The sequence below is a fragment of the Clostridium sp. OS1-26 genome (assembly GCF_030915445.1).
Lineage (GTDB): Bacteria > Bacillota > Clostridia > Clostridiales > Clostridiaceae > Clostridium_AM.
Genome location: NZ_CP133264.1, coordinates 1,304,453 through 1,321,025, shown reverse-complemented (window position 1 = coordinate 1,321,025; position 16,573 = coordinate 1,304,453). Strand labels below are relative to the sequence as shown.

The following is a 16,573-nucleotide window of genomic DNA, read 5'->3' as shown; positions in this document are numbered from 1 at the left end:
TATAATTTAAATAAAAAATTACTTATGGAGAGAAGCAATGAAGTGGGGAGACAAAAGATATTATAGTTTAAATTATTTTTTAAGACAAAAATTTGGATGTAAAGTTTTTAAAATTTCACTAGATGCTGGTTTTTCTTGCCCTAATAGAGATGGAACTATAAGCAAAGGCGGATGTGTATTCTGCAGTGAAAGAGGTTCTGGAGATTTTGCAGGTAATAGACAATTTTCTATAAAACAACAGTTTGAATCCATAAAGGAAGTCATGAGTAAAAAATGGAAGGAAGGAAAGTATATAGCATATTTTCAAGCATATACAAATACTTATGCACATGTAGATGTTCTTAGAAAAAAATATGAAGAGGCTATAAATGAGGAAGGTGTTTTAGCTTTAGCAATAGCTACAAGACCTGACTGCCTAGGAGAAGATGTACTAAACCTTTTAGAGGAGTTTAGTAAAAAAATTTACCTGTGGGTTGAATTAGGATTACAAACCTCTAATGAAGACACAGCAAAAAAAATAAATAGAGGATACAATTTAAGTACTTTTGAAAAGGCTATAGAAAACCTTAGAAAGAGAAATATTGATGTTGTTACCCATATTATCTTCGGATTACCAGGAGAAACAAAATCAGATATGTTAAATACAGTAAACTATGTAGCAAAACAAGATGTGCAAGGAGTTAAATTCCACTTACTGCATTTGATGAAAAATACTCCTCTTGTAGAATTTTATGATAGAGAAGAATTAAAATTTTTAAGCCAAGAAGAATATATTGATATAATATGTTCTTCAATATCGATTATTCCGCAAAATATTGTAATCCATAGACTAACAGGAGATGCTCCTAGAAGTTTACTTATAGGCCCACAGTGGAGCTTGAAAAAGTGGGAGATATTGAACGCTATAGATTCAGAACTGGAAAAAAGGGGAATATACCAGGGAATATATCACAAATAAAATTCCCCTTTTATTTTTTATTAAAAAATAAGGACAAGCAATGTATTTTATCCGACTAAAGCCAAGAATCCTGTTTATGAGATTTTATTTAGAGAAAATAATGAAAGGAGATTTTTATGCAAGTAGATTTAATAATTTCAGCAGATGATATAAAACAAGAAAAAATTTTAAAAAAGTCTATAGTAGTTATAGATATGCTTAGAGCTACATCTGTCATAACTACAGCAATGAATAATGGCTGTAAGGCTGTGGTGCCAGTATTAACAATAGAAGAAGCATTGGAAATAGCAAATAAGGATAGAAAAAAATATATTCTTGGTGGAGAAAGAAAAGCATTAAAAATAGAAGGTTTTGATTGTGCTAACTCTCCTCTTGAATATAGAAAAAGCATTGTAGAAGGTAAAACATTAGTTATAACTACCAGCAACGGTACAAGAGCTATACAAGGTAGCTTAGGAGCTAAGAATATATTAATAGGTGCGCTAATAAATGCTAAGGCTGTAGCAGAAAAGCTAATTAGCTTAGATAATGATGTAGTTATAGTAAATGCAGGTACTTTAGGTCAGTTTTCCATGGATGATTTTATATGTGCTGGATATATTATTGATTGTTTGGTAAGAGTGAGGCCGGATATTGAACTTACTGATATATCTAAAACTGCTTATTATATATATAAAGAAAATCAAAACATAATAAGTTTTATAAAATATGCCAGTCACTATAAAAGAATTAAAGAACTAAACCTAGAGGAAGATTTAGACTACTGCTGTCAAAAAGATATAATCAATATAGTTCCAGAGTATAATGATGGAATAATTACTTTAAGTGACAACAAAGATAAGAGAGCCGTTGTTTAATAACTGTAGTAATATGATTTGTGAAATAAAAATTATGCGACATAGCTTTTTATAGGGCTACAAACTAGAAAATTGACTTACACAAAGGGCTATGTTTCCAAAGCTGAGGGTAGATTTAAAAATTTTGTGTCAGTCTTAGTGAAGTGTTTTAAGACAACCTTAGAACCTTAGATACTGTTTGAGCGTAGCGAGTTTATCTAAGTTCTTAGGTCGTCTAAAACACAAGCTTTAGACTGACTAAAAGTTTTTAACGAACTGAAGCTTGGAAACATAGTCCGGGGTGTAAGTCAATTTTCGGCCTTTTAACCCTACGAAGAGAACTTATGTCGCATAATTTTTATAATGTGCCTAAACTACTTGGAATATATAGAACTTTAGGTAATAAGACTCATCAGAGTTCCATAGAATTGGATGGTCTGGAGATTGAGTCTTAAATTCTACCTGTCTCAAAACTCTTCTAGCATCTTTAGCAGCGTCAGCAATGGTATCCTTAAATAGCTCAGGGTTCATAAAGTGTGAGCAAGAACAAGTAACCAAGAAACCACCAGGCTTAACCATTTTTATTCCTCTAAGGTTAATTTCTTTATATCCTCTTACTGCACCATCAATTGTAGATCTAGATTTTGTAAAAGCAGGAGGATCAAGTATTACAACATCGTACTTTCTTCCTTCTTTAACCCACTGATGAAGTACATCAAAGGCATTATGACATTCAAATTTAACTCTATCAGAAATACCATTTAACTCAGCATTTCTTGTTGCTTCAGCTATAGCTAATTCGGATATGTCAAGACCAAGTACACTTTTTGCACCAGCTACTCCAGCATTTAATGCAAATGATCCTGTATGGGTAAAGCAATCTAATACATCAGCATCTTTGCAAATTTTATGTATAGCGTGTCTATTTTCTTTTTGATCAAGGAAAAATCCAGTTTTTTGTCCATTTTCTATGTCTACGTGATATTTTACTTCATTTTCTATAATCTGAACATTAGTATCAAAAGGTTCTGTTAAAAATCCTTTAGTTTGCTCCATTCCTTCTAGTTCACGTACTCTTACGTCACTTCTTTCATACACGCCTTTTGCACCAAATTCATCTTTTAGCAATTTTACTACTATATCCTTATACTTATCAATTCCAAGTGCTAAAGATTGCATTACATAGTAATCTTCATACTTATCTATTATAAGTCCAGGAACAAAATCCGCTTCTCCAAATAAAAATCTACAACTTGATGTGTCTATAACCTTTTTCCTGTATTCCCAAGCGGCATTAAGTCTTTTTCTAAAAAATTCTTCGTCTATTTCTTCATTTATGTCTCTTGTCATCATTCTTATAGCAATTTTTGAAGCATCGTTTATATATCCTTTTCCTATGAAGTCGCTTTTAAAATTATAAACTTCAACTATATCGCCATTTTCATATGTACCATCGTAGCCTTCTATTTCTGTAGTATATATCCAAGGGTGCCCATTTTCGGCTTTTCTTCCCTTGCCTTTATATAAGTAAAACTTACAAGCCATTAGTGCATTACCTCCCTGTTTTCGTTCATTATGTAGTATACCACAATTTGAAAATTGTAGTATATAATATTTTTTATCATACTGTAATTTAAAATAATAATTTATACATTAAAATTCCTTTGACATAATGCTCAAGAATAAATTAAACTATTTCTTGTAGTATTTTGAGATAATTTATGTTTAATATGAAAGGTTTGAGGAGAAAAAATATGAGTATACTAACGGTTAAAAATGTTAGCCATGGATTTGGTGATAGAGCTATATTAGAAGATGTTTCATTTAGATTACTAAAAGGTGAGCATGTTGGCCTTATTGGAGCTAATGGTGAAGGTAAATCAACATTTATGAACATAATAACAGACAATCTTATGCCAGACGAAGGCCAAGTTATTTGGTCAAATAATGTTAGGGTAGGTTACATGGATCAGCATGGTTCATTAATTAAAGGCATGACAATTAGGGAAGCATTAAGAGGTGCATTTCAATACCTTTTTGACCTTGAAACAGAAATGAATACACTTTATGGCAGTATGGGAGAAATGAATGAAGACGAGATGAATAAAGCCCTTGAAAGAACTGCTGTAATTCAAGATATGTTAGATCATAATGGTTTTTATGTTATAGATGCTAAGGTTGAGGAAGTGGCAAAAGGATTAGGACTTTTAGATTTAGGACTTGATAAAGATGTTTCAGATTTATCTGGAGGACAAAGAACTAAAATTCTTTTAGGTAAGTTATTACTTCAAAATCCAGATATATTACTTCTAGACGAGCCTACAAACTATTTGGATGAGGAACATATTGAGTGGTTAAAGAGATATCTTCAAAATTATGAAAATGCCTTTTTATTAATATCTCATGATATTCCATTCTTAAACAGTGTAATTAATTTGATTTATCATATTGAAAATAGAAGACTAACAAGATATGTTGGAGACTATAATGAATTCCAAAGATTGTATGAGCTTAAAAAGGCTCAATTAGAAGCCGCTTATGATAGACAACAAAAAGAGATAGAGAAGCTAGAGGACTTTGTTGCTAGAAATAAAGCTAATGTTGCTACTGCTAATATGGCAAAATCTAGACAAAAGAAGCTTGATAAGATTGATAGAATAGAACTTACAGCAGAGAAGCCAAAGCCACAGTTTAACTTTAAACAAGCTAGAGCTGCTGGTAAGATGATTTTTGAAACTAAGGATTTAGTTATAGGATATGATGAGCCATTAACAAAATCATTAAATCTTTACATGGAAAGAGGACAAAAGATTGCTTTAGTAGGGGCAAACGGTCTTGGTAAGTCAACACTTTTAAAAAGCTTACTTGGACAAATAAAGCCAGTTTCTGGTGAAGTGGAGCTTGGTGATTATCAATACATTGGTTATTTTGAACAAGAAATAAAGGAAGCAAACTATAACACTTGTATAGAAGAAATATGGGAGGAATTCCCTTCATTTACTCAATATGAAGTAAGAGCAGCTCTTGCAAAGTGTGGTCTTACAACTAAACATATTGAAAGTAAAGTTGTAGTTTTAAGCGGTGGTGAGCAAGCAAAGGTTAGATTATGTAAGATATTAAATAAGGAAACAAACATACTTATTCTTGATGAGCCTACAAACCATTTGGATGTAGAAGCAAAAGAAGAATTAAAGAGAGCGTTAAAAGAATATAAAGGAACTATACTACTTGTATGCCACGAACCAGAGTTTTATAGGGATGTAGTTACAGATATATGGGATTGTGAGTCTTGGACGACTAAAATCGTATAATATTTATTAATTAAGAGCTAGAAAACTAGCTCTTTTTCATATTTTTGAACTTAGTGATTTTCTTTTACAATTTGCTCATATTGTGAGATTAAGAATTTAACAATGTCTTCCTTTTTCAAAGGATTAGAATGTCCTACAAAACAAGTATTAAACTCTAGATTTTCTAAGGTGGTAACAAAGTTTTTTATTTTAATTGGATCATACTTACAATTATCATAATAATCTTTGCTATAAGCATCTCCAATAAAAATCACTTTTTCTTCTGGGACATAAACTATAACAGAATCTTCTGAATGAGGGGCAATAACATTCTTTAAAATAATATTAATACCACCTAAATCAAGCTTTAATTCATCATCAAATACTATATCTGCTGTTACAACTTTTATATCTTGTAAAGATTGATATTCTTTACGGATATTTGTATCTGCAAATTCGATATCCTCACCAGTTAATAGACGGTTTTTCATTGCAACATCAGACCATTCCCACTTAGCCATGATTCTCAACTTTTTATTGGTTCTTTCACATGCTATTGTTTTCCCTTCGATTGCGTGCATTCCATATGTATGATCCCAATGAAAATGAGTAATAGCTGCGTAATCTGGAATTTTTAAATTAGATTCTTTTAATAACTTATTAAATTTTTCTATATGATTTTTTGAGTTTCCACCGTCAATCATAAGTGAATACTTATCTCCTTTGATGTAACCTAATAATGGTCTATCGGTTTCTTGTTCATTGGCAAGAAAATAAACTCTTTCAGTAACTTTTAATAAAGCCATTTAATATCCACCTTTCCTTAATTTAAGCTATGATATATTTAGGTTAGATTTTTTTATACTTTGATAGGATATCTTGTACTATAAATTATCTTTTGTATTTTGAGTTTTAGTAAGTCGCTGAAATTATTTATAGTTATTTAGATTAATTTTTTAAATTAAGCATAAAAAAACCTTCCTAAACTGTGTAGTTTTGGAAAGCGAATGTGTTCATATAAAATCATAAAATTAAAACGTGAATGTTAAAAAAACTGTTATAGTACATATTAACATCTATTTAAGGTTGCCATGAAGTATATATGGCAATGATTTATTATAAACATAATCTTATCCAAAACTCAATTATATTACATAAAAAAGCAACTTGAACAAACATACTTAAAAGTATGCTCTTAAACTTTGCTTAGTTATATGAATCCAGTTTAAATAAGATTAATAAATCATTTTGAATATTCACCTCATAACATTAATTTTTATAAATTTTATCATATTTATTTCTATAAATCAAGCTTTTTAAGTGTCTATACTTTATTCATTTTAATAAATTAAATTTGGAAGTTAATATAAATATAATATATTGCATATACGTGTAAGGCAATGCGACGTAAGAAGAATATAGTGAGCTAAAAATTGTGTAATAGAAATAAAAAGGAGTGCAACGCACTCCTTTTATTTATGTTGAGTTACCTAACAAAAGGTAATCCCATAGTAAACCACACTTTATGCAGGTGGTATTTAATCTTTTATCACGCTTATTTTGTAAATTTTAGCGTTGAGCTTCATACTGTTTTAAAAGCTTAACAAATAATTCAGGAACTTTTTCCATGTTTTCTGGAGTTTCTATAAATGCTACACGGAATTGAGTACTTCCTGGATTAGCATCACCTGGTTTAATGTCATAGAAACCTTTTAAAGGTGCTACTAAAAGAGTTGTATCCACTCCGTTTAAGTTTACTGAGCCCTCTTGTGCACAGTATAAAACAAAGTCGATTGAATCAAATCCTGGTTTTACAATATTTCTAACATCAATTACTGAGTATATAGATGCATCAGGACTAGAAACGATTAGACCAGGTTCTAATTCCTTTAGATTATTATAGAATTTAAACATTATCTCTTTGTAGTACTCACGAAGTCCTTTGCACCATCCAGCGATATCTTCCTTAGTTTCATGTGCTAGTGCACCGAATATATACTGACCTATAACGTTACTGCAAAGGTTAGCAGTATATTCAGCTACTGCTTGAGTATAGAATTCTTCATTGTCAGTGATTAAAGCTCCGATTCTTAAACCGCAGGCATTCCATACCTTTGATGCTGTTTCTAAGCTTATTCTTCTTCCTTCTATGCCAGGTACATCTGCATCAGTTACTCCCCAGATGCTTACTAGATCAGTGTTTTCATCATAATACAACTCACGATAAGCTTCGTCGCTTACCATCCACATATTATATTTTACGCATAGTTTAGCAAGCTCTTTAAGAGCTGGATAATCATAGAGCTGGCCTGTAGGATTGTCGTAAGGTATTACAAGAAGTGCTCCAGGATTGTGCTCTTTAATAGTTTCTTCAATTTTATCTAATTCTGGAAGACTGAACTTTCCATCTTCGCTTAAATGACGTTTTACTGTAACAGTTTTACGTCCTATTCTTTCTGCAAAAGAAATATAATTTGTATAGGCTGGATCAATCATCATAAATGGTTTTTCATCTGTGCCTGCATCTCCGCAAACACCAAGTAATAACAATTCCATACCGCTGGATCCGCCATCAGTTACTGCAACGTGTAATTTATCAGTATTAAACCCTTCGCATTTGAGAATGTTTTTAAAAGCTTCTTGAGCTTCAGGAACACCAGCAGTACCTGAATATCTTATAACACCCTTTGCAAATGGACTTTCAGGTGCATTTAATGAAAACATTCTTTTCTGCATAGCAGGATTTGTTGGAAGTGAAACGTTTCCAATCGCTACATTGATTAATGCAGGTTTAACCTTACGTCCTTCAAATTTGATCTGACCAAGTCTTACGTCTGATGGCATTCTTTTTTGAAATGATCTGATAATACTGGTTTATTCATGAATAAAATACCCCCTTAAAATATGTAATTTATAATGTATGCATAGCATTCAATGCTCTTCTCAGAAACCTTCAAAACATACAGTTTCTCGTACTGATTTTGCATATTTTTCATTTGCTGAAGGCTCTTACCTGTATATAAGTATACCACGTTATCATAAATTTTCAAAATTTTTCGATTAAACTGTTTAATTTTAATTACTTAGCCAATATTAAATAATTTATTTAGTTTTAATAGGAAATTTGGATAAATTTTTTAAGGAGGCTTTTCTTCACTTGGGCAACTAAGATAGTATATAAGGTTTAAAGGCCGAAAGTCAACTTACGTCCCAGGCTATGTTTTCAAGATTCTAAAGTTGTCTTAAAACTCTTTGCCAAGACTGACACAAAGTTTTTAAATCGACCTTCAGCTTTGGAAACATACCTCTTTGTATAAGTTGACTTTCTAGTTAGAAACACTATATACTATCTTTGAAACTTATATAATCACTTTTTATCCATCCCTTTGAGTTAATTCTATCTTCTGACAGAACCGAAATCTCATACCATAGTTCATCATTGATTTCTGCACTATCATATATTTGTATTATAGTAGATTGATTTAAAGAATTAATTATAGCAGAATTACTTAAAGGTGCTATATATAAATTACAGTCTTCCTTAAGGATCCCTTCACTATAATTAGGGTTTAGATATTTGATAGTAGTATGCAAACTAGAATCTGAATTTGTTTTGTGCTTTAAATTATTATTTTGATATTTTAGAAGTAAAATTTGCTTTCTTTGATTTGATACCTTATTTGTGAAATAGTAAGAAACAAATAAAGAGAAACCAATGAGGAGTACAAATAAAAACGCCAACATTAACCTTTCCTCCCTATAGATATACAATATTATTATATTCACTAATAAGCCAAAACTGTCACAAAATAAAAAAATCCTAGTTAAATTTAACTAAGATTTTAAATATTAAACAGCCTCTATAAGCTCCTTATATTGAAGAATATACATATCAGCAGAATTCATTATGTCTTCCTTTTGATATTCTGAATAGGAATCATGTACACCTATTACAGTCATACCAGCAGCCTTTGCCCCTTTGACAGCAGGTAGTATATCCTCAAAAACAACGCATTCTTTAGGGTTTAGCATTAGTCTCTTTGATGCTAGTAAATATACGTCTGGGAAATCTTTACCTCTAGAAACCTCGTCGGTAGTCGTTATTGAGTCAAAATAGTGATATATATTATTTCTTTTAAGAGCAATTTCTATCAATGGTATACAGTTACTTGTTGCCAAAGCAATTTTTATTCCTTTTGTTTTTAGTAGATATAGAAACTCTTTAGCACCGGGCTTTAATGAAACATGATGGGTATACTGATTTATGGCCATTGCATTCCATTCCCTCTGAATTTCTTCTATTGTGTCAGAAATATTAAATCTATCTTTAAAATATTGAGCGACTTCTGTAAAGCCCATATGTTCTATATCTTCTTTCAAGTTGCTAGGTAAAACAATGTTTCTCTTTTTTAAATATTCTTCATCTATCTTACTCCATACCCACATAGAGTCTATAAGAGTACCATCCATATCAAATATTGCACCTTTAATATTTTTAAGCATAAATATCACCTCGACTTATAGTATAACATCAAATATAAGCAATATAAACTGTAAAAAGTGACCTTAGGCATCTTCAAAAAAATAACTAGTCAATCTGCTAGTTTATTTTGCGTCATACTGCAACCGCAGGGCCCTTAGATAGGGTCGGCTATCAGCGGAACCTTTCTCTTTGTCTGATACAAAATATCCTACAATGAAAAAGAGAATACCTCAGCAATTTATGAGGTGTTCTCTTTTTAAAAACGTATGTATGCTATTAAGTTTTGTTAAAATTTTCTCTCGAATATATGTACTTTTTCTTCATCTTTAAAATCCTCAAAGGAAAATATACCCATGCTATCGAGTATTTTATTCATGCAAGTACTATCAACGGCTACTTTTATAGATGAGTTTTCAGCCATTTCATCAAGGTGTTCTCTTCCTTTTTCCCTTGGAATAACAGCTTTTGGGCCACCTACACAGCCGCCGATGCAGCCCATTCCTTCTATAAAGTTAGCATCTAACTCGCCTCTTTGTGCTTTTTCAAGCATTTCTTTACAATCTTTTACTCCGTTCGCTTGAGCTGTCTTTAATAACTTGTGTTTTTCAGGATATATTCTCTCTATTGCATCACCTATAGCAGTAGATACTCCTCCAGTACGACCGTAAAGTCTTCCACCTCTTGATGCATATTCAGTAGAAGTATCCTCTTCCATTTCCACAGGTTTTACATCTAAAGCTTCAAATATATCTTTCATTTCTGCAAAAGTAAGCACGAAATCTATATCCCCCAATAAATCTTTCTCTTTTGCTTCTGCTTTTTTAGCAATACAAGGTCCTACAAATACAACCTTGCAGTCAGGATTCAACTTCTTTAGTACTCTGCCAGAAGCAATCATTGGAGATACAGAAGGAGAAACATTTTTTACTAGATTATTATAAACTCTTTTAAGCATACCGACCCACATTGGACAGCAGCATGAAGTTATCATTAAATCATCCTGTTTTTTCACAAAACGGTCAAATTCAACAGTTTCTTTTAAGGTAAGCATATCTGCAAAAAATGCCACTTCTACCATATCGGTAAAACCAATTCTTTTAAAAGCAGCTCTTAATTGATCTATAGTTACAGTATCACCAAATTGACCAATAATTGCTGGAGCAACTGCAGCTATAACTGGTGATTTACTTTTAAGGAGTTCCGCTAATGGAATAAATTCTACTCTATCAAGAATTCCACCGGTAGGGCATGCTTCCACACAAAAACCACAATCAGTACATTTTTCACAATCAATGACACTTGTATGTTTTTCCTTATCTATAAATATAGCGTTAAAGGGACATGACTTTTGACACATAGTTTCGCCATTTTCATCTGTACAATCCATTGAACAATGTTTGATTTTGTTAACTATTTTATGGTCTGCTTCGTAAGAGGATATAGCCTTTTTTAAGTCTGAAATAAAGTTTGGGCTATAAGTTATACCGGTTCCACAAAGTGAGGAAATAACTTTACATAAATTTTCTTTATCAAGTTCATTTGATGCTAAGATTTCATTTACCTTATCCTCAAACTTGTCTTCATAATATGCTTTTATTAATGACTTAAATAAATCACTATATTTTGCTTTCATGCTAACAACTCCTTATAAGTAATAATTTATATTATACCATATTATTTATAATTTACTCTAAATTTAAAACATTAACCCAATTTCTGATAATTGCTCAATTGCTCAAAAATGAAAAATTTAAGGTAGGTATTATTATAGATGCTGATAATACCTATTAATTTGTAAAATAAGGCATCTGAAAGAAAATAGGCTAGTATACAGACTAGTTATTTTTTAAAAGATGCCTAAGTTCAATCTTATAAAAAAATACGTGATAAATTTTATCTACCACGTATTTATGGTCGGAGTGACAAGATTTGAACTTGCGACCTCTTGCTCTCGAAGCAAGCGAGCTACCAACTGCGCTACACCCTGACAAATATTAGTGTTTAATGCAAAAAGAGTTACTAGATATTAGTAACTCAATGGTCGGGGTGACAGGGATTGAACCTGCGACCTCATGGTCCCAAACCACGCGCGCTCCCATCTGCGCCACACCCCGGTATATTTAATATTATATACTATATTTTGGAAAAAAGCAATAGTGAGTATAAATAAAATAACTGATAGATTTGTTACTTAACTGCTATCAGTTATTTATAAATTTTAAAAATTATTGTTTGCTCTTTTCATCTCCTGCACCTCGTGTAGGAACAGTTGACATAAGAAATCCTACTAGTATAGAAACCAATGCTGGTGCTAATATATTAATATAAGCTATGTACCAGGTTCTATAAAGGATTAAGGCAGTAACGCCTGTTATAATTATAGTTGCTATAAATGTATAAATTACAAATTTAGCAAAGGAACCAAAGAACTTTTCATAAAGTCTGTGACGTGTAGGACCACTAATTATGTTTTTAAACAAAAAATAGGAAATAAAAATTAAAATAATATCTACTACAGCAGATATCAAAAAGTTTTTCATAGAAAACACCTCCAACAGGTTATAAGTTATATTATTACCATATTGGAGGATTTTACGCATAGGTATATTTTTTAATTTTTAAGATACATTTCTCCTATTTTGAAGACGTCTCCTGCACCAACAGTTAAAAGAATATCACCATTATCTAAATTTTTATTTAGATAAGATACTATTTCATCGAAGCTATGGATGTTAGAGCATTTTACGCCTCTTTCTTTCACTTTGTCTGCAAGCATAGAAGAGCTTACAATACCAGTATCTTTCTCTCTTGCAGCATATATATCTGCTAATATAAGTTCATCCACACCATCAAAAGCTTCACTAAATTCCTTAAAAAGATTTATTGTTCTTGAGTAGGTGTGTGGTTGAAATACGCAGAACATTTTCTTATGAGGATAGTTCTTAGCTGCACTCAATGTAGCTTTAACTTCTGTTGGATGGTGAGCATAGTCGTCAACAACAGTAACTCCATTTTTTATTCCTTTTAGTTCAAATCTTCTATGAGTACCTTTGTAGCTTTGTAAGCCATCTACTATATTTTCATAAGGTATATTAAGACTTAAAGCAGAACATATACTTGCAAGGGCATTCAAAACGTTATGCTTACCAGGGATATTTAGCTGTATAGATAAAAGTTTTGATTCACCTCTATATACATCGAAGTAAGCACATCCCTTTTCGTTAAATACAATATTTTTTGCCACAACATCACCGGAATTAACTCCATAAGTAATTACGTTGCAGTTTGATTGAGAAATCACATTTTTCATTCTTTCATCTTCAGCATAGCAAACTAAGTAGCCATCATTAGGAATAAGCTTAGCGAATTTTATAAATGCATTTTCAATATCATCAATATCCTTATAATAGTCTAGATGATCTGCATCTATATTTAGTATTACTCCTATATAAGGAAAAAACTCAAGGAAGGAACCTTTGTACTCGCAAGCTTCTGTTATAAAATAGTCACTATTGCCTGGGCGTACGTTTCCATTTATAGCATCAAGCTGTCCACCTACAAGTATAGTAGGATCTAAATCAGCATCTAGACATATATGAGAAACCATTGAGGTTGTTGTAGTTTTTCCATGTGTTCCAGATATAGCTATATTAAATTTATGGCCTTTCATTATGCTGCCTAAAAATTCAGCTCTAGTTATAGTTAGTATGTTTAGTTCTTTAGCTCGTATTAGTTCAGGATTGTCTTCAGATATGGCAGCAGTATATACTACTAAGTCTATATCTTTATTTATGTTATCTTTCTTTTGGCCTATATGAATCTCAGCACCTCTGGCTGATAGAGCATCAGTTATAGGTGAAGCCTTCATATCAGAGCCTGACACTTTAAAGTTTCTGTTTAATAAAATTTCAGCTAGGCCGCTCATACTTATACCGCCTATACCTATAAAGTGTATATTTTTATTTTTATCGTTTATAAAATCAAATGACATTAGAATCAGCTCCTTTAATTAAATAACTTCATTTAATAATTATATACAAAAATTAGCCAAAAAACACAATTGTTAAATTTTATTTTGAACTTTCGCATATATGAGGCAAGATAATAAAGTTATTGCTTATATAGTTTTTTTAGAATAAAATATGAATAATAGGATATAATTTTAAAAAAATATTCGTAAATTTTAAAGTGAATAGGTGATGATTATGGATAAATTTAGTAGAAATCAAAGGGTTGCAGCCATAACAAAAATATTAATAGAGAATCCAAATAAAATTATAAACTTAAATAATTTTACTGATATGTTTAACGCTGCTAAGTCTACAATAAGTGAAGATTTAGTTGTAGTCAAGGATATTTTAATGAAGCTTAGTATGGGGAGAGTTGAAACTATATCTGGCGCTGCTGGAGGAGTTAAGTATGTATGCGGACTATCTAATGAAAAAATTAAGGAATTTGCTGAAAAACTATGTATTATTTTGAAAAATAGAGAAAGAATAATACCAGGCAATTTTTTATACATGACTGATTTAATGTTTAACCCTCAGATTATACAAACAGCAGGTGTTATACTTGCTGCATCATTTATTGATAAAAATGTCGATTATGTAGTTACAGTGGAGACTAAAGGAATTCCACTAGCTTATGAAGTGGCTAAAATGCTCGGAGTTCAATTGGTAGTAGTTAGAAGAGAAACAAAGGTTACCGAAGGATCAACTTTGAGTATAAATTATGTTTCAGGATCTACCGGGAGAATTCAAAATATGTCCCTATCTAAAAAGGCAATGAATAAGGGAAGTAAGTGTATATTTATAGATGATTTTATGAAGGCTGGAGGTACAGCATCAGGTATAATAGATTTATTGAAAGAATTTGACAGTGAACTATTAGGGATAGGTGTACTGATTGATAATGTGGAAACGCCTAAGAAACTTATTCAAGATTATGTATCAATAGTAGATTTTAAAGGTATTGATGAAAATGGAGAAGCATTGTTATTTCCTTCTAAAATGTTTAAATAATATAATTTTCAAAAAATTTATTAATTTTTAACAAAATAAAGAAGGAAAAATATAAAATGTAGAGAATAATATATACATAAGCATCTTGGAGGTGGATTTTATATGCAAATTACAGACGTTAGAGTAAGAAAAATTGCTGCTGAAGGTAAGATGAAAGCTATAGTTTCAGTAACCTTTGATAATGAATTTGTAGTTCACGATATAAAGGTTATAGAAGGCCAAAATGGTCTTTTTATAGCAATGCCAAGCAGAAAGACTCCTGATGGAGAATTTAAAGACATTGCACATCCAATTAACACTCAAACAAGAGAAAAAATACAAAAATCTATTCTAGAAGAGTTTGAAAAAGTAAAAAATGAAGAGGTTGCTTCCGAGCAAATTACGGAAGAATAATAAAAAGGAGTATAGCTACTCCTTTTTATTATTTTTCAGACTATTAATAGGTATATTTTTACAGAGGTACGTTAAATTTTTAACCCGGTTGATAGAGTTTTTGTTATATAGAAGTTTTCTTTTTTGACTTGAAAAAATGCCCGAGAGGGCTATGAAAAACTTATTTACAGCACTAAGTGAAAAATAAGATACGGCTATTGGTCAGAAGAAATTACAGATAGATTAATAAATGTAAAACATAGATATATGTTTTTTACCACATCAAAAGAATTGAGAAAAATGTTTGAGAAAAAAAGAGAATCACGTTGTTTAACATCACAATACACATCAAAAGCAATAATAAATTAGTTTAAACATTTAAATTAAACCAGTCATCTGTTAATTTATCATACCAACTGTAGTCATATTAGCCCCTATCAAAAAGGTAAATACACCTTCCGATTGTATTGATCTATTCATTCTAAGCCTTATACCGCTCAGGTTTTTGATATTCGTATCAGGCTCCTGGCGAAGTTTGTTGAATGCTTTTGAGAACTCTATGTTATTTGATTTAGCTTTTTTATACATAAAAAAGGGCTGCTGCAAAATTTTAATTTCGCAACAGCCTCTTATGAATAATATGGCTCATTTTAAGATGAGTTGTTATTTTTAAAGCCCTAAAAATGTATGGTCTACATATCCCATTTCCAGATTACCAGAGCTATTAGGAAAAGTAACATTATAATATCCATTATAGGATACATAAGTTCTAAAAACAAGAGTTCCTTTAGGGATATAGCCTGTAGGGGCAAAACTACTAGGATCTCTTCTATAAGGAGTATCTTGTTGGAGAATCACTGGAGTTCTTTCAGTTGTAGCATAATTTGCGGAAGTTTGAGAGACTATATCTTTGTTTTGAGACACTCCACTTTCATTAGGTGAATTTATAGGTGATGCACTTACTGTAATTGAAGTTAACAAGCAACCACCTAACACTAAACTTGTTGTAAATAACTTTATATTATTTTTCATAATTATACCTCCAAATATCTAATATAGTTTATATAGCTTGTCTTAGGGTAATTCATATGCTTAATTACACCCATTATAGCGAATTTGGTAGCTACGATAACTTTGGCTTCTTAAAATATGACTCTTGTTTTAAAAATTTTATAAATAAATAGAATAATACTCGAGCATTTGTGAAAGTAGTAAAACAATATAAAGCTTTATAAAGTAATTTTAAGTAAATATAAAAGCTATGTAAAGCAGATTGTCATAAAATACCCTTTTTAAAGTCGTAAATGATGTATAAACTATAATTTTTTATTTCACGATAAAAAAAGGTTATTTTATGATATTCACTTGACTTTTGAAATTTATGTTTATTACGAAGCTCAATCACATTCAAGACAAAGATTTTAGGTTTTATCCAGGTATATAAAGATGCTAAGAAGAAAGGTATGTAAGACACTTAGAAAAAATTTTAACCGAGTTTACATTATAAAAGCTAAAAATAAAATTCAATATTAGAACTTAATGCAAATATATTCATGATAAGGTTGAAAATAATATCTATATAAAATATAATATTTAAGGGATGTTCGTATAAT

Annotated in this window: 14 protein-coding genes and 2 tRNA genes; 5 read left to right on the top strand and 11 right to left on the bottom strand. The window is 31.0% G+C overall.

Annotated elements, in window-relative coordinates:
• Nucleotides 1-37: 37 nt before the first annotated feature.
• Together RCG18_RS06555 and RCG18_RS06550 are read left to right on the top strand one after the other, a co-directional pair.
• The gene (locus RCG18_RS06555) at nucleotides 38-958 is read left to right on the top strand and encodes a TIGR01212 family radical SAM protein (protein ID WP_308040551.1); all 921 of its coding nucleotides are present in this window, start codon (nucleotides 38-40) and stop codon (nucleotides 956-958) included.
• 116 nt (nucleotides 959-1,074) lie between these two features.
• The gene (locus RCG18_RS06550; protein ID WP_308040550.1) at nucleotides 1,075-1,815 is read left to right on the top strand and encodes a 2-phosphosulfolactate phosphatase family protein; all 741 of its coding nucleotides are present in this window, start codon (nucleotides 1,075-1,077) and stop codon (nucleotides 1,813-1,815) included.
• Nucleotides 1,816-2,163: 348 nt separating this feature from the next.
• Here RCG18_RS06550 and RCG18_RS06545 read toward each other — a convergent pair whose 3' ends face one another.
• Nucleotides 2,164-3,339, bottom strand: coding sequence for a class I SAM-dependent rRNA methyltransferase (locus tag RCG18_RS06545; RefSeq protein ID WP_308040549.1), 1,176 nt, complete (start codon nucleotides 3,337-3,339; stop codon nucleotides 2,164-2,166).
• A 209-nt stretch (nucleotides 3,340-3,548) separates the two neighbouring features.
• On the opposite strand from RCG18_RS06545, the gene RCG18_RS06540 reads away from it, so the two are divergent.
• The gene (locus RCG18_RS06540; protein ID WP_308040548.1) at nucleotides 3,549-5,105 is read left to right on the top strand and encodes an ABC-F family ATP-binding cassette domain-containing protein; all 1,557 of its coding nucleotides are present in this window, start codon (nucleotides 3,549-3,551) and stop codon (nucleotides 5,103-5,105) included.
• Between the two features lie 50 nt (nucleotides 5,106-5,155).
• Here the strand turns inward: RCG18_RS06540 and RCG18_RS06535 are convergent, their stop codons facing one another.
• The 9 genes from RCG18_RS06535 to murC form a co-directional block, all read right to left on the bottom strand.
• Nucleotides 5,156-5,890 (bottom strand): MBL fold metallo-hydrolase, encoded by a 735-nt coding sequence (locus RCG18_RS06535; RefSeq protein WP_308040547.1) that lies wholly within the window; start codon nucleotides 5,888-5,890, stop codon nucleotides 5,156-5,158.
• 763 nt (nucleotides 5,891-6,653) lie between these two features.
• The gene (locus tag RCG18_RS06530; protein WP_308040545.1) at nucleotides 6,654-7,928 is read right to left on the bottom strand and encodes an aminotransferase class I/II-fold pyridoxal phosphate-dependent enzyme; all 1,275 of its coding nucleotides are present in this window, start codon (nucleotides 7,926-7,928) and stop codon (nucleotides 6,654-6,656) included.
• A 495-nt stretch (nucleotides 7,929-8,423) separates the two neighbouring features.
• Complete coding sequence (locus RCG18_RS06525; protein WP_308040543.1) at nucleotides 8,424-8,828, bottom strand: SH3 domain-containing protein; 405 nt, start codon at nucleotides 8,826-8,828, stop codon at nucleotides 8,424-8,426.
• Between the two features lie 105 nt (nucleotides 8,829-8,933).
• Nucleotides 8,934-9,587 (bottom strand): HAD family phosphatase, encoded by a 654-nt coding sequence (locus tag RCG18_RS06520; protein WP_308040542.1) that lies wholly within the window; start codon nucleotides 9,585-9,587, stop codon nucleotides 8,934-8,936.
• A 266-nt stretch (nucleotides 9,588-9,853) separates the two neighbouring features.
• Nucleotides 9,854-11,200, bottom strand: coding sequence for a [Fe-Fe] hydrogenase large subunit C-terminal domain-containing protein (locus RCG18_RS06515; protein WP_308040541.1), 1,347 nt, complete (start codon nucleotides 11,198-11,200; stop codon nucleotides 9,854-9,856).
• Nucleotides 11,201-11,478: 278 nt separating this feature from the next.
• A tRNA-Ser gene (locus tag RCG18_RS06510) sits at nucleotides 11,479-11,554 on the bottom strand.
• A gap of 51 nt (nucleotides 11,555-11,605) precedes the next feature.
• A tRNA-Pro gene (locus RCG18_RS06505) sits at nucleotides 11,606-11,681 on the bottom strand.
• A 111-nt stretch (nucleotides 11,682-11,792) separates the two neighbouring features.
• Nucleotides 11,793-12,107: a hypothetical protein gene (locus tag RCG18_RS06500; RefSeq protein ID WP_308040540.1), complete on the bottom strand. Its 315-nt coding sequence runs from the start codon at nucleotides 12,105-12,107 to the stop codon at nucleotides 11,793-11,795.
• 71 nt (nucleotides 12,108-12,178) lie between these two features.
• Nucleotides 12,179-13,558 (bottom strand): UDP-N-acetylmuramate--L-alanine ligase, encoded by a 1,380-nt coding sequence (gene murC, locus RCG18_RS06495; RefSeq protein ID WP_308040539.1) that lies wholly within the window; start codon nucleotides 13,556-13,558, stop codon nucleotides 12,179-12,181.
• Nucleotides 13,559-13,772: 214 nt separating this feature from the next.
• Between murC and purR the strand changes: the two genes are divergently transcribed.
• The gene (gene purR / locus RCG18_RS06490; RefSeq protein ID WP_308040538.1) at nucleotides 13,773-14,588 is read left to right on the top strand and encodes a pur operon repressor; all 816 of its coding nucleotides are present in this window, start codon (nucleotides 13,773-13,775) and stop codon (nucleotides 14,586-14,588) included.
• A gap of 102 nt (nucleotides 14,589-14,690) precedes the next feature.
• The gene (spoVG, locus tag RCG18_RS06485) at nucleotides 14,691-14,981 is read left to right on the top strand and encodes a septation regulator SpoVG (RefSeq protein ID WP_178907198.1); all 291 of its coding nucleotides are present in this window, start codon (nucleotides 14,691-14,693) and stop codon (nucleotides 14,979-14,981) included.
• A gap of 648 nt (nucleotides 14,982-15,629) precedes the next feature.
• Here spoVG and RCG18_RS06480 read toward each other — a convergent pair.
• Nucleotides 15,630-15,992, bottom strand: a complete 363-nt coding sequence (locus RCG18_RS06480) for a hypothetical protein (protein WP_308040537.1) — start codon at nucleotides 15,990-15,992, stop codon at nucleotides 15,630-15,632.
• Between the last annotated feature and the right edge of the window lie 581 nt (nucleotides 15,993-16,573).